This is a genomic window from Bacillus sp. FJAT-18017, assembly GCF_001278805.1.
In the GTDB taxonomy this organism is placed as follows: domain Bacteria; phylum Bacillota; class Bacilli; order Bacillales; family Cytobacillaceae; genus Bacillus_D.
Genome location: NZ_CP012602.1, coordinates 3,157,904 through 3,182,255 on the forward strand (window position 1 = coordinate 3,157,904; position 24,352 = coordinate 3,182,255).

The window sequence follows — 24,352 nt, forward strand, 5'->3', positions numbered from 1 at the left end:
GAAGATTGTAACAACATATTTATTCAAATAGAAAAGCACCCTCTATCCGAGGATGCCTTGTCCAACTTATTTAGTTTGCTGCTTGTTCATTGCAGCCATCATTTGATTGATTTTCTTTTGAGAGGGCTTCATGCCCATTTGCATCATCATAACTTTTAACATTTGTTCATTAATAGGCGGATTTTTCTTCAAATAATCCATCATGTACCTGCGTGTTATAAAAAATCCGATTACAATGCCGACAATTAGCGCCAACACTGCAATGGTTATCACCCAGCCTGTAGCCATCGTATTTCCTCCTCCATGTTGTCCTTCAAAAATGTAAATTACCAAGCGTAATTATACACCAATTCGCCTGCATTAGACAAATTTTCTTTCCTTAATTGGCCTAAGCCAGCCATATTTTGTGTTATCGAGATCAATGGCAAGGAAAGAGGCTTCGCATTTACGGAGAACTTCAAAGAATGCCGTTTCCGCTTCATAACCGCCATCCGCGGTAATAAGAATATGCTGCTCAAATACAGCAAGTGTTGCTGAACTATTTTTTCCGTTTGCTTCTATTTTATATAATCCATTTTGGACTGAGAATCCTTTGGTTTTTTCCAGCTGTCTGTGTAAAAGCTGATGGATTCTCAAAACGGGCATGGGCTTGGTTATAAAATTGATCTGCAAATCTGTGACCTTCTTTAATTCTCCTTCAGCCTGCCTATTTTCCCTAAACAAATGAAAAAATATGCGCTCTCTTCCGAAGTAATGTGAAGCAAACTCGTCTTCTATTAAATAGAGTTGATATTTTCTCATCTTCATTCTCTCCCCGTTAATGGACTTTAGGAAAGGCAGACATCACTAAATGTGAGAACAGGAAATTAACCTGATGTAAAGGACATGATGGGAAGGTCGTTGAAAAAAGTATTAGAAAGCAATCAATTCGGATAATTCAAAATTTACCTTATCCTTAATTATACTATTCTATCAATGGACTGTCACGATATTTGCGGTTATTTCAAAGATAAAACCATTTTTATATAATTTTTTGAGAGTTTTACATACAATCATAAAATTCCACCTAACTCTTTAGCCAAAACTCCACCTTTTGCTCATGCGGGTATACGCCTGTTACCATAGGATATTATAATTCAGCAAATAGGAGGAATCATTGTGAAAAATCATAATGGAAGCGACTTGTCAGGCGATATTATGAAGTTGATTGTTTCAAAAACACTTAATAAATATGGAGTAAACAAAAAATCATTATCACCTGAAGACAGGGAAAGGGTGAGGGATTTGGTTCACCGATTGAAGGAGCAGACCGATGCATTTTTAAGTCAGCATAATCGGGCAGGTTCAGGATCGGATGGAAAAGGTTCACATCTTACTCCAGATATTGAGGAAAAGCACCATAAGCATAAATACGATAATGATGTAAATCTAGTTTGGAAACCCGGATTTTCTAGGAAACATAAAAAAATAGACTAATGACCTCGATAATTTGTCCATACCTTCTTACTTTCCCCTGAATAGTCTAGTAGGGAAAACAAAGATAGGAGGAATAACATTGAGCCGAAGAAGAAGCCATTCAAGCTGCAACTCTTGGTCAGCTTTAAGCGGGGAAGACCATCCGCTATCAGGATCTGGAAGGATTAATAAAACGCAGGAAGCACGCCAGCGCAGCGTTGCTACCCAATGCTCTGACGAAGTGATCGTAGTTAGGAATTCTGTTGATTGTACAGTTACTTCGACTGATACGAAGGCTGCCGTTTCTCTGCAGGTTGCACTGCAGGCTGCCATTAATGCAGTCATTCGCTTGTCCATTGCAGATGGCGCATTAGCCGAAAGAGTCTCCCAGGAACTTCTGGAATCTTCCAGGATCCATCAAACAACCAGGCAGCGTACGATTGTCGAAAACTGCCGTGGTGTAACCGTTACAACCACCGACACACAAATCGCTGTAAACATTCAAGTCCTGATTCAACTGTTAATTGCGTTAATCGTAGAATTGGATATCCTGTAATCCCATAAGGAAAGAGGCCGGAAAACTTATTCCGGCCTCTCCTTCTTATGTCTATTAGTTGTTCAACAGTTCTTTCACCTTAGACACAACATTGCTTGTACTAAAGCCGTACTCTTCCATGATTTTTTCACCAGGGGCAGATGCACCAAATGTATCGATGGCTAGGACTTCCCCTTCATCACCTGTATAGCGGTGCCATCCAAGGGAAGCACCCATTTCTATACCAAGACGTTTTTTGACAGCTTTAGGAATGACTGATTCTTTATATTCCTTTGATTGCTGTTCAAAGCGATCCCAGGAAGGCATGCTCACTACAGACACTTCAATCCCTTCCTTGGCAAGCTCTGCCTGAGCCTTGACTGCTAGGCCAACCTCAGAACCGGATGCTAATAGAAGTGCATCAGGCGTATCTTTTTGAGCTGGGGAGATAACATAAGCTCCCTTTGATACACCTTCATACGCATTTTTATCCGTGCCTTTGATTGTCGGCAGGTTTTGCCTGGTCAGCACAAGCGCTGTAGGCTTATCCCTTGATTCTATCGCCAGTTTCCAAGCCGCAGCTGTTTCGTTGCCGTCTGCAGGACGGATGATGCCCAGATTCGGCATAGCCCTTAAAGCCGCCAACTGCTCAACAGGCTCATGTGTAGGGCCATCTTCCCCTACAGCGATACTGTCATGCGTAAATACATAAGTGACTGGCAAGCCCATTAGAGCCGCAAGCCTGATAGCAGGACGAAGGTAATCAGAGAAAACGAAGAAGGTCCCTGCAAATACTTTTAATCCACCATGCAGAGCCATACCATTCAGGGCAGCTCCCATTGCAAATTCGCGGACACCGAACCAAATATTCCTACCTTCATAGGAATGAGGCATAAAGTCACTGGAATTTTTAATAAGTGTTTTGTTTGAGCCAGCAAGGTCAGCAGAACCTCCAAAGAAGATAGGCAGGTTTTTAGCAATAGCATTCAAAGCCTCACCTGAAGAAGCCCGGCTTGCAAGGCTCTTGTCTTCTTCATATACAGGAAGGTCCTTATCCCAGCCTTCAGGAAGTTCACCGCTTAGAGCTTGCTCAAGCTGTGTTCCCAATTCTGGGTATTCCTTCTTATATTGATCAAAAAGATCATTCCATTCCTTCTCTTTCTTCTCGCCATGCTCTGCAATCATTTTGCGGAAATGGTCGTATACTTCTTCAGGAACGTGGAAGTCTTGATCAAATGTCCATTTATATGCTTCTTTTGTGAGCTTAAGCTCGTCCATTCCAAGCGGAGCCCCGTGTACGTCAGATTTCCCGGCAAGGTTTGGTGAACCATAGCCAATGACTGTTTTCACTTCAATCATAGTAGGCTGGTCTACGTTATTCCTTGCTTCTTCAAGCGCACGCGCTACCTCATGAAGGTCGTTTCCATCCTCCACTCGGATATATTGCCATCCATAAGCAAGGAATCTTTCCTTTACGCTTTCAGAGAACGACTGATGAAGATCTCCATCTAGAGAGATATCATTTGAATCATAAAGAACAATCAGTCGCCCGAGCTTAAGATGGCCAGCCAGCGATGCAGCTTCTGCGGAAACGCCTTCCATCAGGTCGCCATCACCACAAATGCTGTATGTATAGTGGTTAACGAGTTCAAAATTGTCTTTATTGTAAACCGCGGCAACATGGCGTTCAGCCATCGCCATACCAACTGCCATTGCAATACCCTGGCCTAATGGCCCTGTAGTCGCTTCAACACCCTCTGTATGGCCATACTCAGGATGCCCTGGTGTTTTGGAGCCCCACTGGCGGAAGTTTTTTATGTCATCCATTGTAACGTTATATCCAGATAAATGAAGAAGGCTGTACAACAGCATCGAACCATGTCCCGCTGATAAAACAAAACGGTCCCTGTTGAACCAATTTGGGTTCTTTGGATTATGGTTCATATAACGGGTCCATAGCGTATACGCCATTGGCGCTGCACCCATCGGCATTCCCGGATGCCCGGAATTAGCTTTTTCAATTGCATCGATCGACAATGTTCTGATCGAGGTTACGGACAAAGCATCAATTTGATCAAACATGAAATACATCCTTTCACTATTCAGTTTCGTACCACTTTATTATTATAGCCTACTGCCTGTAAGACAACAAATTACTTCCCCTGCCAGTATCTAAAGTTCCCTTTTATGACAAAAAAGAAACGTAAACATCTTATTTCAGGCAGTTTCAAAACAGGAAAGACGCCATTAATGCAGATGGCGCCCTTTCTTTCTGTTTTTGATTTTCTGTGGTGTTACATCATTCCCAATCGGGTCGATGAAAGTCGTATTGGTTAATGTGTCAAGCATGGAAGAACGGAAAACCTGAAGATATTCCTTTCTTAACATGGACTGTTCTTTCGCCTCATCCTCAGTTAAGCCATCTGCTTTTGCCTTCCTGGCTAATTCATTGATGCGGTTCATCTTTTCTTTTGAAAGCATGGCAAATCCCTCTTTCGAATAAACTACCATGCATGATACTAGAACTCTACATATTTTACAAGGCAGATGCCTATTGTTCTTCCCTCGCGTCAATCACCTCTCGATATCTTCTATGGACGGTGGCTTTAGAAACATCGTACCCAAATCCCCGAAGAGTCGCTGCGATTTCTGCAAAAGTCAGCCCGTTATTCTTTAGTTTGACTATTTCATCAGCAGGCAATTCCTTTCTCTCCCTGCCTGGCGCCTCATCAATATGTTTTAGGTTGTTTTGAGGCTTATACCCATTTTCTATTGCCCTTTTCATTCCACGCCTAATTTTGATATTATGTAATTTCCTCTGATATTCCTCTACCATCCCGACAATATTGAGAATCATTGAATCTGATTCTGATAATTGCAGTTCGCCATCATGCGCAATGCTGAAAAGTTTCACGCCCGCCTTTGACAATACATGAAGGATGGCAATCTTAGCGTTTCCTCTTCCAAGACGCGTTTCATCCTGTATTAGTATGGCGTCTACTTCCTTTTCATTGACAAGGTCCAACATCTGCAAAAGGCCATCTCTTTCAAGTGTATAACCACTTGCCTGTTCCCTGATTATAGAGATAGTTTCCATCGCACTTCGGCTGGCAAGCGCAATCAACTCTTCCTCCTGCCTTTTAAGTGAGGTTTCCTGGGTTTCCTTGTCCGTGCTCACACGGCAATATATAACTGCCCTCACCTTACCGAACCTCCTTGCCTATTCATTTTCCCCGGCACTAGCGAGCTCTGTTCCGGTTTCCAGACGATTCTTCTTTACTGGAACTACTAACTCCTCACCCGGAAAAATTGTTTCCCCGGCTAACTGATTATTTTTCTTGAGCCATTTCACGATTTCAGCGCGATCCATTGAATGGTTTTCCGACAATTCTCCAGCAATCTCCCAAAGAGAATCGCCTTCCTCTATTGTAACAGTTATGTATTTGTTTTTATCTGCAGGCTTATTTAGGATATTTGCAGAAAATGCAAAGATGCAGCTTAGTGCCAAAATAATAATGACGTACGAATAATTGCTCCATATTTTTTTCATAGGTAAACCCCTCCACGAATATATGTTCGGTTCTTTGGTTTTATTATAGTACGAACACTTGTTTGTCGTCAACCAATAACTCGAACTTATGTTTGTGTTTTTGGGAAGGACATGCTATAATAAGGTAACATTACCAGAAGAGGTGTATCCATATATGGCTAAAATATCAAAACGGCAGCAGGAGATTCTGGACTTTATAAAGGGCGAGGTCAAGAAAAAGGGGTATCCACCTTCCGTCCGTGAAATCGGAGAAGCTGTTGGTCTTGCTTCCAGCTCCACCGTCCATGGCCATCTCGAAAGGCTGGAGATGAAAGGCCTGATTAGGCGGGACCCAACGAAACCAAGAGCCATTGAAATTCTGGAGATTGAGGAAAACTACATTCCACAGTCAAGGATTGTGAATGTCCCTGTCGTCGGACGTGTCACAGCCGGCCAGCCAATAACCGCGGTTGAAAATGTCGAGGAATACTTCCCGCTCCCTGAAAGAATGGTGCCATCGGACGAGCAGGTATTCATGCTTGAGATTATGGGAGAAAGTATGATTGAGGCGGGCATCCTTGATGGGGATTATGTAATAGTAAAACAACAGCAGACAGCCAATAATGGTGACATCGTTGTTGCTATGACCACTGAGGACGAAGCGACTTGTAAACGGTTCTACAAAGAAAAAGACTACTTCCGCCTTCAGCCTGAAAACTCTGCAATGGAACCAATTATTTTAAGAGAGGTTTCTATTCTTGGAAAAGTGATCGGGGTTTACAGAAGCATTCATTAAAAAACAGGCTACCCTGGGTTAGCCTGTTTTTTCTTTGTTATTTAAATTATTCCTATCTGCCGGCAGGTGCATCCTCTCGAGCTTCCAGCCGTTCTACATACCAAACCTTGATTTGGGACAATATTGAAAAGACAAGGAAGAAATTCATGGACCATACCCCTATAAATGGCGCAATTCCACCAAACTCTATCGTGACATACCCCTTGAGAGCCATAACTATGTAAGATTCAACAAATACAAGGATAAACCCCAGGACTCCAGCAACAGCCATTCTAATCATTTTAATCCCCCATTTCCCTTATTCAAAAGTTTGCCATATTGTTTTTACAGAAATGTGAACTTAACTAAGAAACCACCATTTTTAACTTGGAATCTGATATTTTATAAATACAGAGACACATCAATAGCAATTGCAGCATGTATATAAAACAACCAGGGCAATTGTTAAGATTTTGCAACACATCAAGAATTAAACTGAAGATTTTTCTTAACATCCAGAAACTACACAAACGAGGATCCAGTTACAACTAGAATCAGCCAGTCAGTCAACTTAGATAAACAAACACCGCAGCAGCTAGATCGTACAGCTTTGTATTCTCGCTTCATACGCTGGGGCCAGTATTACACCATGACTCATCCTGTTTTTCACACCCTAGAATTCAACAGGCTCCAACTACTATGAAGCCAACACGATGAAAAATGAAGTACACCTATGACACATAACCAGCCAGGTCACTGCAACAAGACACATCTTGCAGCTTTCCATCATGATACTTACACGAATATGCAACCAGATACAGATCTGCTTTCCGCCTGCAGGCATATTGCTTAGCAGGCCCCGACAAAAAGCATTGAAAAATGCTGTTCATACCCAAACCGCCGCCAATCCCCCTTGGCGGTTGTTTTTGTTTCATCTTATTCTTTACTTATCATTATATACTATCCTTCCATACTTAGTCACAAAAAAAGTTCACTATTTTGTCACACTTTTTCTAGTGATATAACTCCAGTTTTTAAAAAGGAACTAGTAATTCTGGCCATTTTTTACTATTTATACTATCTTACTTCCTCAATGGGAATTAATCTTGGCTCTTTCAAGATTGTCAATCTAGTTGACGATTTTTCTATTTCGTGATATAATTAACTTAGTTGACAATTTAAATGGGAGTGTAGATACATGTATAACATCGGGGATTTGATTATTTATTCTGCACACGGTATTTGTGAAATTGATGATATTTGCGAGAAGACAATCGCAGGGGTTACCAAGAACTATTACGTGATGCATCCATTGGACAATAGCCATAAGCTCACTATTAGTACTCCAGTAGACAACCAAAGAGTCATTATGAAGGAATTGATTCATGAAGACGATGCCTTGGCACTCCTTAATTCTTTCAAAAAGCCCGGAAAGTTATGGATTGACAATCCGAACTTGAGAAACCAAAAGTATCACGAAATTGTATCAAAAGGTAATCGACTTGAAATTGCTAAAATCATTAATACGTTAATGAGACGGCAAATAGAAGTCGAGTTGGAGGGCAAAAAATTTTATGAACAAGATAGAAAATTGCTGCTCGGCCTTCAAAATATTCTTTTTAAGGAATTAGCTATTAAATTGAACATGACTTCTGATGAGGTTCATGAAAAGGTTGTAACATTCATCCAACAAAAATAAGAAAAAGGCGGACCTTTAAATTCAAAGGCCCGCCTTTTTGCTGTTTTTATATCATGGTTAAATCAAGGTATTAAACATCAAGTGTAGCGTATACTGCATTTTCTTCTATAAATACACGGCGAGGATCTACCTTGTCCCCCATTAGCATATCGATGATTTCATCGGCAACTTCAGCTTCCTCTATGCTTACCCTTAAAAGAGTCCTCGTTTCAGGATTCATCGTAGTTGACCATAATTGCTCTGGATTCATTTCTCCCAACCCTTTATAGCGCTGCAGGTTGGGTTTTGGAGAGCTAGGCAGGGTTGCCAGTGTTTCTTCAAGTTCCTTTGCATTATACGCATATTGAATATTTTTGCCTTGCTGTATTTTATATAGGGGCGGCTGAGCAATATAGACATAGCCATTTTCGATTGCTTCCCTCATAAATCGGTAGAAAAACGTCAGCATAAGCGTCCTGATATGGGCTCCATCTACGTCGGCATCAGTCATGATAACGATTTTATGATATCTGGCTTTTTCAATATCGAAGTTGTCACCAATACCTGCTCCAATAGCCTTTATTAATGTCCCAATTTCTCCGTTTTGAAGGATTCTATCCATTCCGGCTTTTTCAACGTTCAGAATTTTACCCCGTAATGGGAGTATCGCCTGGAAATAACGATCCCTTCCCTGTTTTGCTGATCCTCCAGCCGAGTTTCCTTCCACGATATATAATTCGCTGAGGGCGGGATCCTTTGAAGAACAGTCTGCCAGTTTGCCTGGAAGATTCGAAACTTCAAGAGCAGTTTTTCTTCTCGTCAGTTCTCGCGCTTTCTTCGCCGCGATCCTTGCCTTCGAAGCGAGTATACATTTATTTACGATACTTTTTGCAACGTTCGGGTTCTCAAGCATAAACTGTTCAAGTTTTTCCGACATAATGGAGTCTGTGATTGGTTTTACCTCAGAGTTTCCGAGCTTTGTTTTAGTTTGCCCTTCAAATTGCGGATCCGGATGCTTTATAGAAATAATCGCAATCAGACCTTCCCGTGTGTCTTCACCGGAGAAGTTGGTTTCATTCTCCTTTAACATCCCACTCTTCCGGGCATACTCATTTATCATTCTAGTTAATGCTGTTTTGAAGCCAACTTCATGAGTTCCGCCTTCATGTGTATTAATATTATTGGCAAAAGATAATATTTGGCTGGCAAATCCCTCATTGTACTGGAGCGCAATTTCCAACGTAACGCCGCTCTGCTCACCTTCAATGAAAATTGGTTCCGGATTGAGCGGCTTCTCTTTTGTTAAATGCTCAACGTAAGATTTAATACCGCCTTCAAAGTAGAACTCATCCTCACGGCCTTCTCCGCGTTTATCAGATAAGGTAATTTTAATTCCCTTATTCAAATAAGCTAGCTCTTTTAATCTGCCCTCAAGGATGCCATATTCATAATCAAGCGTTTCTGTGAAAATTTCCTCATCTGGAATAAAGTGAATCGTTGTACCAGTGTGGTCTGTGTCTCCAATTACCTTAAGTTCGGTTTGGGGGATACCACGAGAGAAATTCATATAATGAATTTTTCCATCACGGTGAACCCAAACTTCAAGCAAACTAGACAAAGCATTTACGACGGAAGCACCTACGCCGTGCAAACCACCGGAAACCTTATATCCTCCTCCGCCGAACTTTCCGCCTGCATGCAGGACGGTCAGAATGACTTCAACCGCAGGCCTTCCTTCTTTTTCATGCATACCAACCGGGATGCCCCGGCCGTTATCCTTAACTGTTATGCTGTTATCCTGTTCAATTATAATGTTAATTTCATCACAATAACCGGCAAGCGCTTCATCAACGCTATTATCGACAATTTCCCATACAAGGTGATGAAGGCCTCTTGAGGAAGTAGAACCAATATACATCCCAGGACGTTTCCGGACTGCTTCCAATCCTTCCAACACTTGAATCTGGTTTGCATCATACGTTTGTTTATTTAATTCTGTTTGGTCCATTCTATTTCCCCCTGACTTGTACCTATGCTGCTAACTCTATGCACATTTTCCTTGCCGACTTGATATTTCGTCAACAAGGTTGACTAATTTATTTTACTAAAAAACCCTCCTTATGTCAATCTGGTTGACAACGGGAGGGTTAAAGGAATAAACCTTCTTTTATTCGGATTTATATACCCCAATCAGCCTTCAATATTTCCTTTAGCGATTCAAGCTTATCTTCACCAATACGCAATGCTATCTTTTTTTCAAGGGATGCCTTAAGGGCTTCATTTTTCTCATAGCACTCATTCCCTAGGCCCGTCAATTTAATTGATTTCTCTTTTTTGTTGTTTTCAACATTGTGTATTTCAACAAGTCCCTTCGCTTCAAGGTTTTTTATGAACTTATGAGTAGCTTGCCTCGAGATACTGACGTTTTTGGAGACATATGAGATGGTAGGATGTTTTTTATAGATGCGCGACATAATGTACCATTCAGAGTTGGAGATATAGATTTCACTATTATCATTCCACGATTTTTCAGCAATTTCACGAACCAATCCGTGGCGCTCGCTAAGTAAATCGATAAGATCAAGATTCTGTAATAATTCCGAGCTTTGGCTCAAATTGGCTCACTCCTTCGGTTTGTTCGCCACCTACTATACAAAATCGAAATAAACTTGTCAACAAAGTTTACGTTTTTTACGAAAAAACCAGCCCCGAGTTTACTCAGGGCTGGTTATAGTGTAGATGTACTTTGTTTAATACATTGTCATGTATTGCTCGCGCTCCCAAGGGTGAACCTGTGTTCTAAACATATCCCATTCGATTTCTTTCGCTTCAACGAAGTGTTCGAAGATATGCTCACCAAGTGCGGAGACAATAACTTCATCAGATTTCAGGTATTCCAGTGCTTGTGCTAGTGTTGCCGGAAGATCAGTTATGCCTTCCGCAATCCGCTCTTCTCTGTCCATTACATAGATGTTGCGGTCAACCGGCGCAGGCGGCGTAAGCTTGTTTTTGATGCCATCAAGCCCTGCCTTCAGAAGTACAGCCATTGCAAGATATGGATTTGCTGCAGGGTCAACACTTCTCACCTCTACACGCGTACTTAGACCGCGCGATGCAGGAATACGAACAAGTGGAGATCTGTTTTGAGCAGACCAGGCAACATAGCAAGGCGCTTCATAACCTGGTACAAGGCGCTTGTATGAATTTACAGTCGGATTCGTAACTGCAGTAAAGTTTGTAGCGTGCTTCAAAATACCAGCAATAAATTGATATGCAGTTTCACTAAGCTTGAGTTCGCCTTCAGTGTCAAAGAATGCATTTTCACCGTTTTTAAACAATGAAAGGTTGCAGTGCATTCCGGATCCGCTTACTCCAAAGAGCGGCTTCGGCATAAATGTTGCATGCAAGCCGTGCTTCCTTGCAATAGTTTTGACAACAAGCTTGAATGTTTGAATATCGTCACATGCTCTAATTGCATCAGCATATTTAAAATCGATTTCGTGCTGGCCAGGTGCCACTTCGTGATGGGAAGCTTCGATTTCAAAGCCCATTTCTTCAAGTTCGAGAACGATATCACGGCGGCAGTTTTCACCAAGGTCAGTCGGAGCAAGGTCGAAATATCCCCCATTGTCGTTCAGCTCAAGAGTAGGCTCACCCTTATGATCAAGCTTGAACAAGAAGAATTCTGGTTCAGGCCCCAGATTGAAATTCGTGAAGCCAAGCTCTTCCATTTCCTTAAGAATCTTTTTCAAGTTATTGCGCGGATCACCGGAAAACGGTGTACCGTCTGAATTGTAGATATCACAAATCAACCGCGCTACCTTGCCTTTTTCAGCGGTCCATGGGAATACAACCCATGTATCAAGGTCTGGATAAAGAAGCATATCGGATTCTTCAATACGGACGAAGCCTTCAATGGAGGATCCGTCAAACATCATCTTGTTATCAAGTGCTTTATCAAGCTGGGAAACTGGAATTTCCACATTCTTAATGGTTCCCAGGATGTCGGTGAACTGCAACCGGATGAATTTCACATTATCTTCATTTGCTAAACGTTTAATGTCTTCTCTAGTAAATCTACTCAAGTAACTTCCTCCTTTAATTTAAATGACAGTTCGTGGGTTCTCTCAATCCCACTAATAGGCAGCAAAGCGAATTTTTCGATAGGGAGATCCCAACCTTTAGGCTCAGCTGCCTGCAAGAAAGGCTAACCGACTTTTAAGACCGGTTTTAATGAAAGAACCGGAACATGTCCCCTTGCCTGAGCGTAGAACGGTTAAACCGTCCAGCCTGCAGCAACTCATTGCGAAGCAACTTCCTTAACTCATCATTGGTAAGATTCTTTTTTGGTTTTTCTACCGCTTCAAGTTCCGGCTGTTCGGATTGCTTTACAAGGAATAACTGCTTGATTCCCGCCATATTTATTCCACGGTCAATCAATTCCTTAATTTCGAGCAAACGATCAATATCGTTCAAACTAAACATCCGCCTGTTTCCTTCTGTTCTTGCTGGAGAAATCAACTGGTGTTCTTCATAATATCGGATTTGCCGTGCAGTCAAATCTGTAAGCTGCATCACAATTCCGATCGGAAACAGCGGCATGGAGCGGCGGATTTCACTTCCCCCCATGATTTCTCCTCCCTTTTGTGTATCATAGTTGAATTATATTCAATGTAATGTATGTTGTCAATCTTATGTCAGGTTTTCTAACATGGTTTTTGAATCCAGGGGGAAAGTAAATGAAGAATACTTCATTTAGCGGGAGGACCTACAGCCACTTCTCATTTGTCGCTCAAAGCGGGAAAAACTATTCCTGTACTCGCTTTCCCTTTGATCCGCATTCTAAAACTTTTTCTTAAGAAATGGGAAATACTGAGTCCACGCAACTATCCATCTTTTACGGCTAATTAGATGGGCAAAAGACCAATCATTGCGCGGTAAGGTCTAAGAAATTCTATTGACGACCGGGGCCACCATTCCTTTACCAGCAGGGTCGCCAAGAACCTCTATTGACGACCGTAGCTACTCATACTTTACCCGCACAGTCGTCAAGAACCTCTATTGACGACCGCAGCTACTCATTCTTTACCCGCAGAGTCGTCAAGAACCTCTATTGACGACCGTAGCTACTAATTCTTTACCCGCGGAGTCGTCAAGAACCTCTATTGACGACCGGGCTCTCCATTCCATAATCAGCAGAGACCCCTTATTAACCACCATTCCCACTATTTTTTACTGCTCGCGTTGTGTGATCCAAAACAACAACGCGAAAAGACAGCGGTATATCCCGCTGTCCTTCTTCTTATGCCATTTTATTTTCTATCAATCGATCCAGCGCCAGACAAACAGCGATTTTTACATGGGAATACGTCAATCCGCCCTGAACATACGCTACAAAAGGCGGTCTAAGCGGGCCGTCAGCTGTCAATTCAATGCTTGCTCCCTGTATGAATGTCCCTGCTGCCATAATGACATCGTCCTCATAACCCGGCATATAGGCTGGATACGGAGTTACATAAGAATTTACCGGTGAGGCATACTGGATGGCCTGGCAAAAAGCGACCATCCGCTCGCGGTCATCAAACTGAACGGATTGAATCAAATCAGTCCTCTTTGCGTCCCAGCTTGGATGCGACGTCATCCCGAATCTCTCCAGTATTGCCGAAGTGAAGACTGCTCCTTTGAGTGCCTGCCCAACAACATGAGGAGCCAGAAAGAACCCTTGATACATCTCCTGGAGACTGTATAGCGATGCTCCAGCCTCGGCACCAATCCCAGGAGACGTCATCCGATACGAACATGAGTCCACGTATTCCTGTTTCCCTACAATGTAACCGCCTGTTTTAGCTATGCCGCCACCTGGATTCTTTATAAGCGAGCCTGCCATCAAATCGGCTCCAACATGGCAAGGCTCCATCGTTTCAACAAATTCTCCGTAGCAATTGTCCACAAACACGACAACATCACTTTTAATTTCCTTTACAAATTTGCACATCTGGCCGATTTCCTCAACCGTGAAGGACGGTCTTGTTGCGTATCCTTTGGAACGCTGAATTCCGATCATTTTGGTATTTGGCTTAATTGCATCGGCAACTCCCTGCCAGTCTATCCCGCCGTCTGGTGTCAGTTCAACACTGTTATAAGAAATACCAAATTCCTTCAACGATCCATTGCCAGTTCCGCGAATCCCCACGATTTCTTCGAGTGTGTCGTAAGGTTTTCCTGTTATGTATAAAAGCTCATCGCCCGGCCGGAGGATTCCAAAGAGCGCGATAGAAATCGCATGGGTGCCCGATATAATTTGCGGCCTTACAAGCCCGGCCTCGGCCCCAAAAACGTCTGCATAAATGCTGGCCAGCACGTCCCGGCCAGCGTCATCATAACCATAGCCTGTAGAAGGAATGAAATGAGAGTCACTGACCTTATGTTTTTGAAAGCTCTGGAGGACACGGAATTGATTAATTTCTGCAGTAGCGTCAATTTCCTCGTGAACTTCCTGTACTTGAACCTCTACCTCCTTTGAAAGTTGTTTTAATTTGTCCCCGTGTTTCATATGCTCAAACATGTTGCTGCTCCATTCTAAACTGTATATTTTTGTAGATGCCCTGTCACTTGATGATCCCTCAAGGTATACCCTTTGCAGCTATATAGCTGATGCTCCTCAATAAAGGAAAGTTCCCTCAAAATTGTTTCATTTTTTAGCAGAGACAAGAGTTTTCCCTCTGTGGCCGGAATAAGGACATTATAAGATTCCATCATCGATATCGCTGTTTCTTCAATTTTCCTCTTCGGTGCATCCCGATCGTCTTTATCAAAAGCAGAAATAAATGCCGTCGGCGTATTGGCGGTTGGAACGAAATCAGGATGCTGGATATCTCTTTTGTTGTAAACAGTCAATTGCGGTATATTGTGAACATCCAATTCCTCAAGCAGCCTGTTCACCGTTTTTTCATGGTGGAAATAGTCAGGGTTGGACATATCGACCACATGAAGGATTAAATCTGCTTCCTTCACCTCTTCCAGTGTTGAACGGAAAGCTGCAATCAATGACGTCGGCAAATCCTGAATGAATCCAACCGTGTCCGTTATCAAGGCAACAAAGCCGCTTGGTAAAATAACCTTCCTAGTCATTGGATCGAGGGTCGCAAACAATTGATTTTCCTCATAAGAATCTGCTTCTGAAAGCCGGTTGAATAAAGTGGACTTCCCGGCATTAGTGTAGCCCGCAATAGCAATCTGGAATGCCTTGTTCTTTTTGCGGCGCTCCCGGTAACGGTCCCGATGCTGGACGATGACCGCAAGCTGCTGCTTGATTTCATCAATCCTTCTTCTAATATGGCGCCGGTCCGATTCGAGTTTCGTTTCACCAGGGCCCCGAGTACCGATACCTGCACCAAGACGGGATAACGCTATACCCTGCCCCGCCAGGCGCGGCAAAAGATACTGAAGTTGGGCGAGTTCCACCTGTAGCTTTCCTTCTTTGGAACGGGCTCGCTGGGCAAAGATATCCAGAATCAGCTGTGTCCGATCGATAATCCTTGCATCAAGTTCAGAGCCAAGGTTCCGCTTTTGGCTAGGAGAAAGTTCATCATTAAAAATAACAAGGTCCGCTTCAAGCTGCTCTACCAGCCCCTTTAGCTCCTCTACCTTCCCTTTGCCAATGTATGTAGCAGAATGGATTCTTTCCCGTTTCTGAATAACCGACACCAGGACTTCTCCCCTTGCCGTTTCGGTAAGGGAAACCAGCTCCTCCATCGAATATTGAAAACGGAGATCATCATCTTCTGTAGTCTGACACCCGACCAGGATTGCCCTTTCTTTCTCTAACTTGGTTTCCATGAGCCCACCTCATTTCGGTTTTCTTTTTCCCATCATACCAAAACTTCATTGAATACTCTAATCCTGAAAAGTCCAATCTTTATGAGACGGTCAATTTTTGACGTATCGAATTTGTTACCATTTGTGTCCAACTAGTGAATACTGGCGATATAATTGTGACAATGGGGGATATATTTTCAGAACCGTCCGATAAATTTGTGGAAAAGGGGGATATATTTCTAAAACAGTCCGATATAAATTTTCAGTAACGGGGGGATAAACTCTTTTCGACGGGGCAGCTGCGGATACTAGTTAACCTGTTTATACAAAACGGATCCACATCTCAAAGGTTGCCCAACATCGTCCTTCATTCCGCAGCCAACCCAGCTGTGTACCAAGAAAAATCACAGCGTGACAGGCACTGTTCCCATTTTTCGCAGCGCTGGCAAAAAACCAAACCCCAACAGGAACCGTACACCGCAAAAAAAGAGGCCGAGGCCTCTTTCAGTAAAATCACTTATTCACATACTGCATCAGGGTTTCAGGGTCGAAGCCGAGTACCCAATGGCCGTTTACTTTTGTTTGCGGCACACCCATTTGTCCTGTTTCTTCGACCAACCGATTAGCAGCAATCGGATCATTTTGTACATTAACTACTTTATAGTCCAATCCTTGAGCCTCAAGGAAGTTTTTCATCATTGTGCAGTACGGTCAAGTGTTGGTTGTGTAAACTGTAATATCGTTCATTTTCCATTCCTCCTATCATCTTACTCATAAAGTAGCAAATCGGCTTACCTCTTACAAATTATCTGCCCAAAAGCCATAAAGAATACTCTCCTTAATTGTCTTTCCCTCTTTTTTCGTTTTTAAGCAAAAAAAATAGACCCTCAAATAGGGTCATTACTCTTCCTCAAAAATAAGGTCATTGCTGCGGATTGTCATAAGGTCGTGCCTGTCATAGCTGCTTTGCAGCAAAAGTCTCATAGCCTGGGCACGGATCGATTTTTCAATAATGTTTCTGATATACCGCCCATTTGAAAAAGCGTTCGGAGACAAGGTGGACCTTAGCCAGACCAAATGCTCACGCAGTTTCCGTTCCGCTTCGTGGCTTAGTGCATAATCGCGTTCCTTTGCCATTCGTTCGGCAATTTCCATCAGCTGGTCAATTTTATAATCAGGAAAATCAATTACTAGCGGGAAGCGGGAATGCAAGCCAGGATTAAGCGAAAGAAAATAATCCATTTCACGAGAGTAGCCAGCAAGGATCAAAATAAAATCATGCTGTTTGTCTTCCATATGCTTTACTAATGTATCAATGGCTTCCTTGCCAAAATCCTTTTCGCCGCCACGCCCAAGAGAATATGCTTCGTCAACGAACAAAATGCCACCCAGCGCTTTTTTGACCAGGTCGCGGGTTTTTTGTGCAGTATGCCCGATATATTCCCCAACCAAATCCGCTCGCTCCGCTTCTATCAGATGCCCTTTGGATAGAACATTCATCTTCTGAAACAGTTTCCCAATCAGCCTGGCAACGGTAGTTTTCCCTGTTCCAGGGTTGCCTTTGAACATCATATGAAGCGCCTGTTTTTTGGCTTTCAATCCTGCTTCCTCGCGTTTTTTGTTTATATAAATCCAGGCATAAATCTCTTTTATGGTTTTTTTCATTTCCTCCATACCAACTAACGCGCCCAACTCTTCTTCTATTTCTTTTAAGGCGGCATGTTCCTGGCTGGTTATACGAGGTGATGTCTGAGGGAGGCTTAACTCCTTCGTGGCAGGCTTTCGTTTTTGGCTGTTCAGGACAATGCTGATTTGCCCATTGTCTTTCATGCGCATAGGCTGGTCCAAAGCGTTCACCTCTCATCATCAAACAGTATACGCATTCTTGGCTGTAAAGTTTTAAGGAACAGGCTTTGGAAACCTGGCTCCCCTTTCTGGAATAGGAATCCTTCTGGGAAAGCCCTCCTTCTTACTATACTTATTCAACCGCACCATAAAATATATGGAAAAATAAAAAAGGCCCAAAAATGGGCCTGTTTATCTTAGATCATTAGGGTTTATTAGCCTTCAAGGTCCAATTGGACATTGCGGGCAGGAGCAAACGTAGAAATGGCATGCTTATATACAAGCTGCTGTTTCCCTTCGGATTCAAACAGGACAGTAAAGTTATCGAAACCTTTGATTTGGCCTCTCAATTGAAACCCGTTCAAAAGGAATACAGTTACATTTGTGTTGTCCTTGCGAAGCTGGTTCAAAAATTGGTCCTGAATATTGATGGCTGTTTTCATAATAAAAATCCTCCTCTTTTATCTCTACTATTATGTATTCGATTTTACTTGAAGCTTTCCTTCAACATACCCGGAAATTTCGGTTATTTTTTTTGAAAGGCCGCCTTCGTTTGTCATATCATACCATTCCACATCCATCTTATTTCGAAACCATGTGAGCTGGCGTTTTGCATACCTTCGTGAATTTTGTTTTAACATTTCAACTGATTCTTCAAGATTTCTTTCTCCATCGAAATACGGAAAGAATTCCTTATATCCTATTGCCTGCATCGCCTGGGTATTACGGAACCCCTTATTCAACAGGGTACGGACTTCCTCGAGGAGACCTTCCTCCATCATTAAATCCACGCGTTTATTTATCCGCTTATAAAGTTGTTCCCTCTCCATGGTTAGCCCAATAACAGCAGCCTGATAGAGAAGATTTGGTGCATTCCGGCTTTGGTAATCACGTAAAGGTACACCACTTCCCTTAATAATCTCGATTGCGCGGATAACCCTTCTCAAATTATTAGGATGCAAATCGCTTGCCGCCTCGGGATCCAGCTTTGCGAGTTCCTTGTGGACAGCCTCATTTCCCTCGATCCGGGCCTTTTCTTCAAGCTGTGCCCTAAATTTTTCATCGGCTGGTGACTCCGAAAATTGGTAATCATACAGGACCGATTGAATATAAAGGCCGGTACCGCCAACAATAATTGGCAGCTTTCCTCTTGAGGAAATGTTGGATATTTTCTCCCTGACGATTTCCTGGAATTCCGCGGCCGAGAAGCTTTCATCCGGTTCCTTAATGTCAATCAGGTGATGGGGTACCCCTTCCATCTCCCTTGCAGTTACTTTCGCTGTTCCAATGTCCATACCTCGGTATATCTGCATTGAATCCCCGCTGATAATTTCCCCATTGTAGTGTTTTGCAAGCTCAATCCCCAATTTGGTCTTTCCAACAGCAGTTGGACCGATGATTACAAGCAATTTTTTCAAACTATCCAAAACGAACCTCCCGCCAAACGTTACCATAATGTTTCTATTATACACAAACTTGGTTCCCACTCCAAAAAGTGAGTCATTTTCCATCCAAGTATCGGCATAGATGCCGATTTATATTCTTTCAAGCTTTTCATATTCTGCATAATTTTACATCTTTCTTTACAATTCGATAACTTTTGTATGACAAAGTCAATTTTACCCCCAAACCGATGGTAGTCTAATAGAAGTCTATCTTGTGTCTATGTTTTATCGCATGGGATATGAATAATTTCGGCAGCTTTTCCTCGCTTCCGAAATGCAATCAAAAGGGGGATATGAAGGGTATGCTATCAAATGGTGAAATTGGAATCGATTTAGGTACAGCCAATATATTAGTGTATAGCAAAAATAAAGGAATCGCAGTCAATGAACCATCAGTTGTTGCGATTGACACAGAAACTAAAAGTATCGTAGCTGTTGGGACGGAAGCAAAAGAAATGATTGGGAAAACTCCCGGCAAAATCGTTGCAATCCGCCCTCTAAAAGATGGAGTCATAGCTGATTATGATATGACAACCGAATTACTGAAAAGCATCATGAAAAAAGCTTCCAAGAAGTTGGGCCTCGCGCTCAGAAAGCCGAATGTGGTCGTATGCACTCCTTCTGGGTCCACAAGCGTTGAGCGCCGTGCAATTATGGATGCTGTCCGCAATGCGGGAGCAAAGAAGATTCATCTCATTGAAGAACCTGTTGCTGCAGCAATTGGTGCAGGCCTCCCGGTTGATGAACCGATTGCGAACGTAGTCGTTGATATCGGTGGCGGAACGACAGAAGTAGCGATTATTTCGTTCGGCGGGGTAGTTGCCTGCCATTCTATCAGAATTGCTGGTGACCGCATGGATGAGGATATTATTAAACATGTCCGCAACGAATACAACGTCCTGATCGGCGAAAGGACTGCGGAACTAATCAAGAAGGAAATTGGCTATGCACTTGTAGACCATGAAGAACTTAAATTGGACGTTCGCGGCCGTGACCTTGTAACAGGCCTGCCGAAGACCATCACTCTTTCATCGTACGAAATCAGGGATTGTCTTAAAGAATCGCTTCTTCACATTCTTGAGGCCATCCGCGCCACACTTGAGGATTGCCCTGCTGAACTGAGCGGCGATATCGTCGACCAAGGTGTTATTATCACTGGAGGCGGCGCTCTGATGAAAGGCATGGAAGAATGGCTTTCCAAGGAAATCTTTGTACCAGTCAATGTCGCTCCAAGCCCGCTTGAGTCGGTAGCTGTCGGTACAGGCAAGGCGCTTCAATACATCGGAAAGCTACAGGCTGCGGTCAAATAATTAACCGAAATCTACAGAGAGAAGTAGTAGTGCCGTTTCGCGCAGGAGCAAGAATTCACCGATCCGCACTTAATAAATTCTTTCTAACATGAACAAAAGCACGCCTTGACTATCCGAGGCGTGCTTACTATGTTTCTTTTAAAATTTCTATAAAATGGGCAAGAATTCTGGCTGTGAGCCCCCAGATGATCCGGCCTTCGTATTCATAAAAGTATTCATCCATCCTTGCTGCTCTAAAGTCATAATCCTTGCCACCAATAACCCTGTCAAACGGGAAATTCTCCTCTGGTTCAGGCTTTATATTTATGTGGTATACCTCCGGTTCAGTTTCCATAAAGAATTTTAGAGGTACTGTAAAGACTTCACCCACCTCAGAAAGATTCGGTTGAAGCTTCTCAAACCCCTCCAGGAATCCGGCATATGGATATATGATCATCCCGAACGGCGAAATCATAAAATCAAGTTGGTTCACATGTTTGATATGTTCTCTGGCAATCCCCAGTTCCTCAATCGTTTCTCGAATCGCCGCTTCCTTTTCGTTCTTGTCAGTTGGGTCCATCCTGCCTCCTGGAAAGCAAATTTCCCCAGGCTGCCGCCTAAGATCAAGAGATCGAACCTCAAACAGCACCGAAACCCCTTCCTCCATTTCTACAAGCGGAAGAAGAACTGCATACTTTGAAAAATTCTCACTCCCCAATATTTTAGGGCTGTGTAGAGTCATTTTACTGATTATCTCATTAGGTTTCATCCAGCATCCATCCTACTCTCTCTATCTAAACCTGTTCAAGCTTAAGGTTATACCGTTATACTTCTTCCTCAGACAATAATTTATAGCCCATCGCAGGATTGATGTCAAGAAACACCCTATTTAGAAGGTATTTCTGGCTTTCCTTCGGCATCTACGCGTACTCCATCGATGACAAAAAGGTCATAATCATCCCGTTTAAAATCAATTTTCAGGTAGTGGTCAGTAAATTGAACAGCTTTCAACAAACGCTGCTTCAATACCACTCCCTCATCCCCATATTTTTGAACTGCGGCAGGTTTCAATGATAATTTTCAATTTAACCTCACCTTCCTGATAAAGATCCCCTACAGATTGAATGCTTTTGTCGCATAAATGAAAAGTGCTGCCTGGGCAGCACTTGATTGTTTATTCTACTACTTCGAGAGTAACGTCGATATTTCCTCTTGTTGCCTTGGAATATGGGCAAAACTCATGTGCTTTGTGCACAAGCCCCTCTAGGGTTTCCTTGTCAACGCCTGTCCCTTTTACCTGAAGGTGTACAGCTAGCTTAAAGCCATCATCAGTTTCGTCTTTCAATAAGCTTACATTTGCAGTAACGTCTGAGTCAAACTTTACGCGTTCCTTTTTAGCCATAAGCTGGAGTGCCCCATCAAAACATGCAGAGTACCCGGCTGCAAAAAGCAATTCTGGATTTACCGCATCCGGAAGCTTCTCTGCTCTTGGTGTACCCGGCATCGCTGTATCAAAGTCAATAATCCCATCGGAGGAGCGGACATGTCCTTCCCTTCCGCCTGAGGCCGTAGCTGAAGACGTAAACAATTTTTCACTCATACTTATACCTCCTTTAAATGTATCTGAGTTATGTACTCAGTCCTTCCTTATTACTTTCCACTTAAAAAAATACCTAAACCTTCCGCAAGCGCCCTTTCGCTATTCATAAAATTTCATATATATGTATAAATCAAGCTTCCAATCAGAACCTAAACCATCCAGAAGTCAGCATTTTGTCGAAATTTGCATGGCGATTGCGTTTATTAACAGCTATGATTAATTGAATAAATAAGAACGCATAAGGAGAGAGTGAAGTTGCAGCAGGATTCCATTATCATCCATACTGGCAAAACCAATATAACCATAAGTGACAGCGGCGAAGAATTGGATAATACCAATCTAATTGTCGGCAAGGAATATACAATCACCATACAAGTGACGAAACTTAAATAATATAAAACAATCCCCCTGCGCCCATTCGCCAGGGGGATTGTTATTTACATGACTCGCTTAAACAGTTTTTCCATTTCATAGCTGGAAAAATGAACAATAATCGGCCTTCCATGCGGGCAAGTAAACGGATCAGCTGCCTGCCTGAGCTCGTCCAGCAGCGCCTGAATCTCATCGTTGCGCAAATGGCGATTTGCTTTAATAGAACCCTTACAGCTCATCATAATCGCTGCTTCCTCCCGCAGCTTCTTAATATCAACCCTTTTCATCGAAAGAAGCTGCTCGATCATTTCCTCGATAACTTCCTTCTCCTCACCAGGCGGAAGCCACTGTGGATGGGACCGGACAATAAAGCTGTTCGGGCCGAAATCCTCAAGAAAGACGCCAACCTTCTCTAGCTCAGCACGATATTCCCCGATTTTCAGGCATTCATCCGTTGAATACTCAAACGTAATCGGTACAAGCATATCCTGAAGCTCACTCTCAACCCTGCCGACCTTTTCACGGAAAAACTCATACTTGATCCGCTCCTGCGCGGCATGCTGATCAATAATATATAAACCATTCTCATTCTGCGCAAGAATATAAGTCCCGTGCATTTGCCCAATCGGATACATCCTCGGAACCCGTTTTGCTTCCTCAGAGCCATTCCCCTCAACATATGCATCGTTACCCATATTAGATTCAACCTCAACCGTTTCGTCGGTCACAAACGTTTCATCAGCTTTTGGTAAAAAGGCTTCCTTAACCTGGTCAGGCAAACTTGCCCAGCTTGTTTCTTGCCTCCCCACCGGTTTGGCGGCAAAGCCGATGCCCGAAGCAGGCACCTCATGTCCACGCCCCTCGCTTGGATTCGCCGTATCCACAGTAAACCCACTCCCACTAACAGAAGCAGGCCTTTCTTGGACCGGCAGGCGTGTTTGCGATGGACCGTCCAATTGAAGCGATGTTTGCTCTGATTTGTGCGTCGCGGACTTTCCAGTTGCAGCCCCGGACGGAATCAACTGTCGCCGTTTGAACGCATCCGAAATCGTTTGGCTAACAAGCTCGTTCAACTCAGCTTCCTTGCTGATTCGGACTTCCATTTTTGATGGATGAACATTCACATCGACTAGGATCGGATCCATTTCAACATTCAGCAAAACAATCGGATAACGGCCGATTGGCAAGAGCGTATGATAGCCTTCCAATATGGCCTTGGCCAGTGCATAGTTTTTAATAAACCTTCCGTTAATCATCGTTGAGATATAGTTCCGGGAAGCCCGTGTTATCTCTGGCATCGAGGCGAAACCGGTAATCCGGTAATCCAGCGACCTGCCTTCGATCGGGACAAGCATTTTGGCAATTCCAAGCCCGTAAATCGCTGCAAGTACCTGCCGTACATCACCATTCCCATTGGTGTGAAGCAGTTTTTTCCCGTTATGGACAAGCCGGAACGATACCTCTGGATGAGATAGCGCAAGCCTGTTGACCAGGTCGGTTATGTTTCCCAACTCAGTATGAATGGTTTTGACATACTTGAGGCGGGCAGGTGTGTTATAAAACAAATCCGTTACTGTGATGTCTGTACCCTTGCGGCTCGAATACTTTTCCACCGCGACTGGCTTACCGCCCTCAAGGACAATCCTTGTCCCTGCGGAATCACCGGTAGACGTCTTCAGTTCAAGACGCGAAACGGATGCAATACTAGGGAGAGCCTCACCGCGGAAGCCGAGCGTCCGAATCCGGAATAAATCACTTTCATCTTTGATTTTACTCGTAGCATGGCGATGGAACGCTTTTAAGACATCGCTCTCTTCGATTCCCTCGCCATTATCTGTAATTCGAATTCTCGCCAGTCCCGCCTCTTCCACATCAATTTCAATCTGGGTGCTTCCTGCATCCAGGGCGTTTTCAACAAGTTCCTTTACAACAGAAGCAGGCCGTTCCACAACCTCACCGGCAGCTATTTTATTGGAGAGCGCATCATCGAGCTGTATAATCTTCCCCACGT

27 protein-coding genes are annotated in these 24,352 nt (G+C 43.2%); 6 read left to right on the forward strand and 21 right to left on the reverse strand.

The genetic code is table 11. The features are described 5' to 3' along the window. Positions 1 to 66: 66 nt before the first annotated feature. Positions 67 to 288 carry a YneF family protein gene (locus AM500_RS14790; protein WP_053599908.1) on the reverse strand — a complete coding sequence of 74 codons (222 nt, stop codon included), beginning with the start codon at positions 286 to 288 and terminating at the stop codon, positions 67 to 69. 72 nt (positions 289 to 360) lie between these two features. Next, entirely contained in the window at positions 361 to 801 is a 441-nt protein-coding gene (sirA, locus tag AM500_RS14795; RefSeq protein ID WP_053599909.1) for a sporulation inhibitor of replication protein SirA, read from the reverse strand. 357 nt (positions 802 to 1,158) lie between these two features. Between sirA and AM500_RS14800 the strand changes: the two genes are divergently transcribed. Continuing rightward, on the forward strand, positions 1,159 to 1,476 hold the full coding sequence (locus tag AM500_RS14800) for a hypothetical protein (RefSeq protein ID WP_053599910.1): 318 nt from the start codon (positions 1,159 to 1,161) through the stop codon (positions 1,474 to 1,476). 79 nt (positions 1,477 to 1,555) lie between these two features. Continuing rightward, a complete protein-coding gene (locus AM500_RS14805; RefSeq protein WP_053599911.1) occupies positions 1,556 to 2,011 on the forward strand; it encodes a spore coat protein in 456 nt (151 codons plus the stop codon). Positions 2,012 to 2,065: 54 nt separating this feature from the next. Here AM500_RS14805 and tkt read toward each other — a convergent pair whose 3' ends face one another. The 4 genes from tkt to yneA all read right to left on the reverse strand — a co-directional run bounded on the left by tkt (position 2,066) and on the right by yneA (position 5,540). After that, entirely contained in the window at positions 2,066 to 4,072 is a 2,007-nt protein-coding gene (gene tkt, locus AM500_RS14810; RefSeq protein ID WP_053599912.1) for a transketolase, read from the reverse strand. Positions 4,073 to 4,237: 165 nt separating this feature from the next. Then, a complete protein-coding gene (locus tag AM500_RS14815; RefSeq protein ID WP_043929835.1) occupies positions 4,238 to 4,471 on the reverse strand; it encodes a DUF896 domain-containing protein in 234 nt (77 codons plus the stop codon). A 70-nt stretch (positions 4,472 to 4,541) separates the two neighbouring features. Further along, entirely contained in the window at positions 4,542 to 5,192 is a 651-nt protein-coding gene (locus tag AM500_RS14820; protein ID WP_053599913.1) for a YneB family resolvase-like protein, read from the reverse strand. Between the two features lie 18 nt (positions 5,193 to 5,210). Next, positions 5,211 to 5,540, reverse strand: a complete 330-nt coding sequence (gene yneA, locus AM500_RS14825; protein ID WP_053599914.1) for a cell division suppressor protein YneA — start codon at positions 5,538 to 5,540, stop codon at positions 5,211 to 5,213. A gap of 154 nt (positions 5,541 to 5,694) precedes the next feature. Between yneA and lexA the strand changes: the two genes are divergently transcribed. Beyond that, on the forward strand, positions 5,695 to 6,315 hold the full coding sequence (gene lexA / locus AM500_RS14830; RefSeq protein WP_043929839.1) for a transcriptional repressor LexA: 621 nt from the start codon (positions 5,695 to 5,697) through the stop codon (positions 6,313 to 6,315). Positions 6,316 to 6,367: 52 nt separating this feature from the next. Here the strand turns inward: lexA and AM500_RS14835 are convergent, their stop codons facing one another. Beyond that, entirely contained in the window at positions 6,368 to 6,595 is a 228-nt protein-coding gene (locus AM500_RS14835) for a hypothetical protein (protein WP_043929840.1), read from the reverse strand. 897 nt (positions 6,596 to 7,492) lie between these two features. Here AM500_RS14835 and AM500_RS14840 point away from each other — a divergent pair. After that, the gene (locus AM500_RS14840; RefSeq protein ID WP_053599915.1) at positions 7,493 to 7,993 is read left to right on the forward strand and encodes a CarD family transcriptional regulator; all 501 of its coding nucleotides are present in this window, start codon (positions 7,493 to 7,495) and stop codon (positions 7,991 to 7,993) included. Positions 7,994 to 8,063: 70 nt separating this feature from the next. On the opposite strand, the gene gyrB is transcribed toward AM500_RS14840, so the two are convergent. From gyrB to miaA, 10 genes are all read right to left on the reverse strand, one after another. Beyond that, a complete protein-coding gene (gene gyrB / locus AM500_RS14845; protein ID WP_053599916.1) occupies positions 8,064 to 9,980 on the reverse strand; it encodes a DNA topoisomerase (ATP-hydrolyzing) subunit B in 1,917 nt (638 codons plus the stop codon). A gap of 169 nt (positions 9,981 to 10,149) precedes the next feature. Next, positions 10,150 to 10,587 carry a MarR family winged helix-turn-helix transcriptional regulator gene (locus tag AM500_RS14850; protein ID WP_053599917.1) on the reverse strand — a complete coding sequence of 146 codons (438 nt, stop codon included), beginning with the start codon at positions 10,585 to 10,587 and terminating at the stop codon, positions 10,150 to 10,152. Positions 10,588 to 10,722: 135 nt separating this feature from the next. Beyond that, the gene (gene glnA, locus AM500_RS14855; protein ID WP_053599918.1) at positions 10,723 to 12,057 is read right to left on the reverse strand and encodes a type I glutamate--ammonia ligase; all 1,335 of its coding nucleotides are present in this window, start codon (positions 12,055 to 12,057) and stop codon (positions 10,723 to 10,725) included. A 145-nt stretch (positions 12,058 to 12,202) separates the two neighbouring features. Then, complete coding sequence (locus AM500_RS14860) at positions 12,203 to 12,601, reverse strand: MerR family transcriptional regulator (RefSeq protein WP_053599919.1); 399 nt, start codon at positions 12,599 to 12,601, stop codon at positions 12,203 to 12,205. A 673-nt stretch (positions 12,602 to 13,274) separates the two neighbouring features. Further along, the gene (locus tag AM500_RS14865; RefSeq protein ID WP_053599920.1) at positions 13,275 to 14,537 is read right to left on the reverse strand and encodes a methionine gamma-lyase family protein; all 1,263 of its coding nucleotides are present in this window, start codon (positions 14,535 to 14,537) and stop codon (positions 13,275 to 13,277) included. Between the two features lie 14 nt (positions 14,538 to 14,551). Further along, the gene (gene hflX / locus AM500_RS14870) at positions 14,552 to 15,811 is read right to left on the reverse strand and encodes a GTPase HflX (protein WP_053599921.1); all 1,260 of its coding nucleotides are present in this window, start codon (positions 15,809 to 15,811) and stop codon (positions 14,552 to 14,554) included. Between the two features lie 492 nt (positions 15,812 to 16,303). Continuing rightward, positions 16,304 to 16,537 carry a glutaredoxin family protein gene (locus AM500_RS14875; RefSeq protein WP_082347245.1) on the reverse strand — a complete coding sequence of 78 codons (234 nt, stop codon included), beginning with the start codon at positions 16,535 to 16,537 and terminating at the stop codon, positions 16,304 to 16,306. A 153-nt stretch (positions 16,538 to 16,690) separates the two neighbouring features. Further along, the gene (spoVK, locus tag AM500_RS14880) at positions 16,691 to 17,638 is read right to left on the reverse strand and encodes a stage V sporulation protein K (RefSeq protein WP_043929855.1); all 948 of its coding nucleotides are present in this window, start codon (positions 17,636 to 17,638) and stop codon (positions 16,691 to 16,693) included. 212 nt (positions 17,639 to 17,850) lie between these two features. Further along, positions 17,851 to 18,078 carry an RNA chaperone Hfq gene (hfq, locus tag AM500_RS14885; RefSeq protein ID WP_053599922.1) on the reverse strand — a complete coding sequence of 76 codons (228 nt, stop codon included), beginning with the start codon at positions 18,076 to 18,078 and terminating at the stop codon, positions 17,851 to 17,853. A gap of 30 nt (positions 18,079 to 18,108) precedes the next feature. Continuing rightward, on the reverse strand, positions 18,109 to 19,062 hold the full coding sequence (gene miaA / locus AM500_RS14890; protein ID WP_231688009.1) for a tRNA (adenosine(37)-N6)-dimethylallyltransferase MiaA: 954 nt from the start codon (positions 19,060 to 19,062) through the stop codon (positions 18,109 to 18,111). Positions 19,063 to 19,382: 320 nt separating this feature from the next. Here miaA and mreBH point away from each other — a divergent pair, with 320 nt between their 5' ends. Then, a complete protein-coding gene (gene mreBH, locus AM500_RS14895; protein ID WP_053599924.1) occupies positions 19,383 to 20,390 on the forward strand; it encodes a rod-share determining protein MreBH in 1,008 nt (335 codons plus the stop codon). A 127-nt stretch (positions 20,391 to 20,517) separates the two neighbouring features. Here mreBH and AM500_RS14900 read toward each other — a convergent pair whose 3' ends face one another. The 3 genes from AM500_RS14900 to AM500_RS14910 form a co-directional block, all read right to left on the reverse strand. After that, positions 20,518 to 21,138: an NUDIX hydrolase gene (locus AM500_RS14900; protein ID WP_053599925.1), complete on the reverse strand. Its 621-nt coding sequence runs from the start codon at positions 21,136 to 21,138 to the stop codon at positions 20,518 to 20,520. Positions 21,139 to 21,254: 116 nt separating this feature from the next. Continuing rightward, entirely contained in the window at positions 21,255 to 21,395 is a 141-nt protein-coding gene (locus AM500_RS14905; RefSeq protein ID WP_156319828.1) for a hypothetical protein, read from the reverse strand. 148 nt (positions 21,396 to 21,543) lie between these two features. Further along, a complete protein-coding gene (locus AM500_RS14910) occupies positions 21,544 to 21,969 on the reverse strand; it encodes an organic hydroperoxide resistance protein (protein WP_053599927.1) in 426 nt (141 codons plus the stop codon). Positions 21,970 to 22,224: 255 nt separating this feature from the next. Between AM500_RS14910 and AM500_RS25560 the strand changes: the two genes are divergently transcribed. After that, positions 22,225 to 22,362: a hypothetical protein gene (locus tag AM500_RS25560; protein WP_156319829.1), complete on the forward strand. Its 138-nt coding sequence runs from the start codon at positions 22,225 to 22,227 to the stop codon at positions 22,360 to 22,362. A gap of 44 nt (positions 22,363 to 22,406) precedes the next feature. Here AM500_RS25560 and mutL read toward each other — a convergent pair whose 3' ends face one another. Continuing rightward, positions 22,407 to 24,350, reverse strand: coding sequence for a DNA mismatch repair endonuclease MutL (gene mutL / locus AM500_RS14915; RefSeq protein ID WP_053599928.1), 1,944 nt, complete (start codon positions 24,348 to 24,350; stop codon positions 22,407 to 22,409). Between the last annotated feature and the right edge of the window lie 2 nt (positions 24,351 to 24,352).

What these genes read in the sequence shown, in the direction of transcription:
- AM500_RS14790 (WP_053599908.1), bottom strand. Translation starts at nt 288, where the DNA reads ATGGCTACAGGCTGGGTGATAACCATTGCAGTGTTGGCGCTAATTGTC.
- sirA (WP_053599909.1), bottom strand. Translation starts at nt 801, where the DNA reads ATGAGAAAATATCAACTCTATTTAATAGAAGACGAGTTTGCTTCACAT.
- tkt (WP_053599912.1), bottom strand. Translation starts at nt 4,072, where the DNA reads ATGTTTGATCAAATTGATGCTTTGTCCGTAACCTCGATCAGAACATTG.
- AM500_RS14815 (WP_043929835.1), bottom strand. Translation starts at nt 4,471, where the DNA reads ATGCTTTCAAAAGAAAAGATGAACCGCATCAATGAATTAGCCAGGAAG.
- yneA (WP_053599914.1), bottom strand. Translation starts at nt 5,540, where the DNA reads ATGAAAAAAATATGGAGCAATTATTCGTACGTCATTATTATTTTGGCA.
- lexA (WP_043929839.1), top strand. Translation starts at nt 5,695, where the DNA reads ATGGCTAAAATATCAAAACGGCAGCAGGAGATTCTGGACTTTATAAAG.
- AM500_RS14835 (WP_043929840.1), bottom strand. Translation starts at nt 6,595, where the DNA reads ATGATTAGAATGGCTGTTGCTGGAGTCCTGGGGTTTATCCTTGTATTT.
- AM500_RS14840 (WP_053599915.1), top strand. Translation starts at nt 7,493, where the DNA reads ATGTATAACATCGGGGATTTGATTATTTATTCTGCACACGGTATTTGT.
- gyrB (WP_053599916.1), bottom strand. Translation starts at nt 9,980, where the DNA reads ATGGACCAAACAGAATTAAATAAACAAACGTATGATGCAAACCAGATT.
- AM500_RS14860 (WP_053599919.1), bottom strand. Translation starts at nt 12,601, where the DNA reads ATGGGGGGAAGTGAAATCCGCCGCTCCATGCCGCTGTTTCCGATCGGA.
- AM500_RS14865 (WP_053599920.1), bottom strand. Translation starts at nt 14,537, where the DNA reads ATGTTTGAGCATATGAAACACGGGGACAAATTAAAACAACTTTCAAAG.
- hflX (WP_053599921.1), bottom strand. Translation starts at nt 15,811, where the DNA reads ATGGAAACCAAGTTAGAGAAAGAAAGGGCAATCCTGGTCGGGTGTCAG.
- hfq (WP_053599922.1), bottom strand. Translation starts at nt 18,078, where the DNA reads ATGAAAACAGCCATCAATATTCAGGACCAATTTTTGAACCAGCTTCGC.
- mreBH (WP_053599924.1), top strand. Translation starts at nt 19,383, where the DNA reads ATGCTATCAAATGGTGAAATTGGAATCGATTTAGGTACAGCCAATATA.
- AM500_RS14900 (WP_053599925.1), bottom strand. Translation starts at nt 21,138, where the DNA reads ATGAAACCTAATGAGATAATCAGTAAAATGACTCTACACAGCCCTAAA.
- AM500_RS14910 (WP_053599927.1), bottom strand. Translation starts at nt 21,969, where the DNA reads ATGAGTGAAAAATTGTTTACGTCTTCAGCTACGGCCTCAGGCGGAAGG.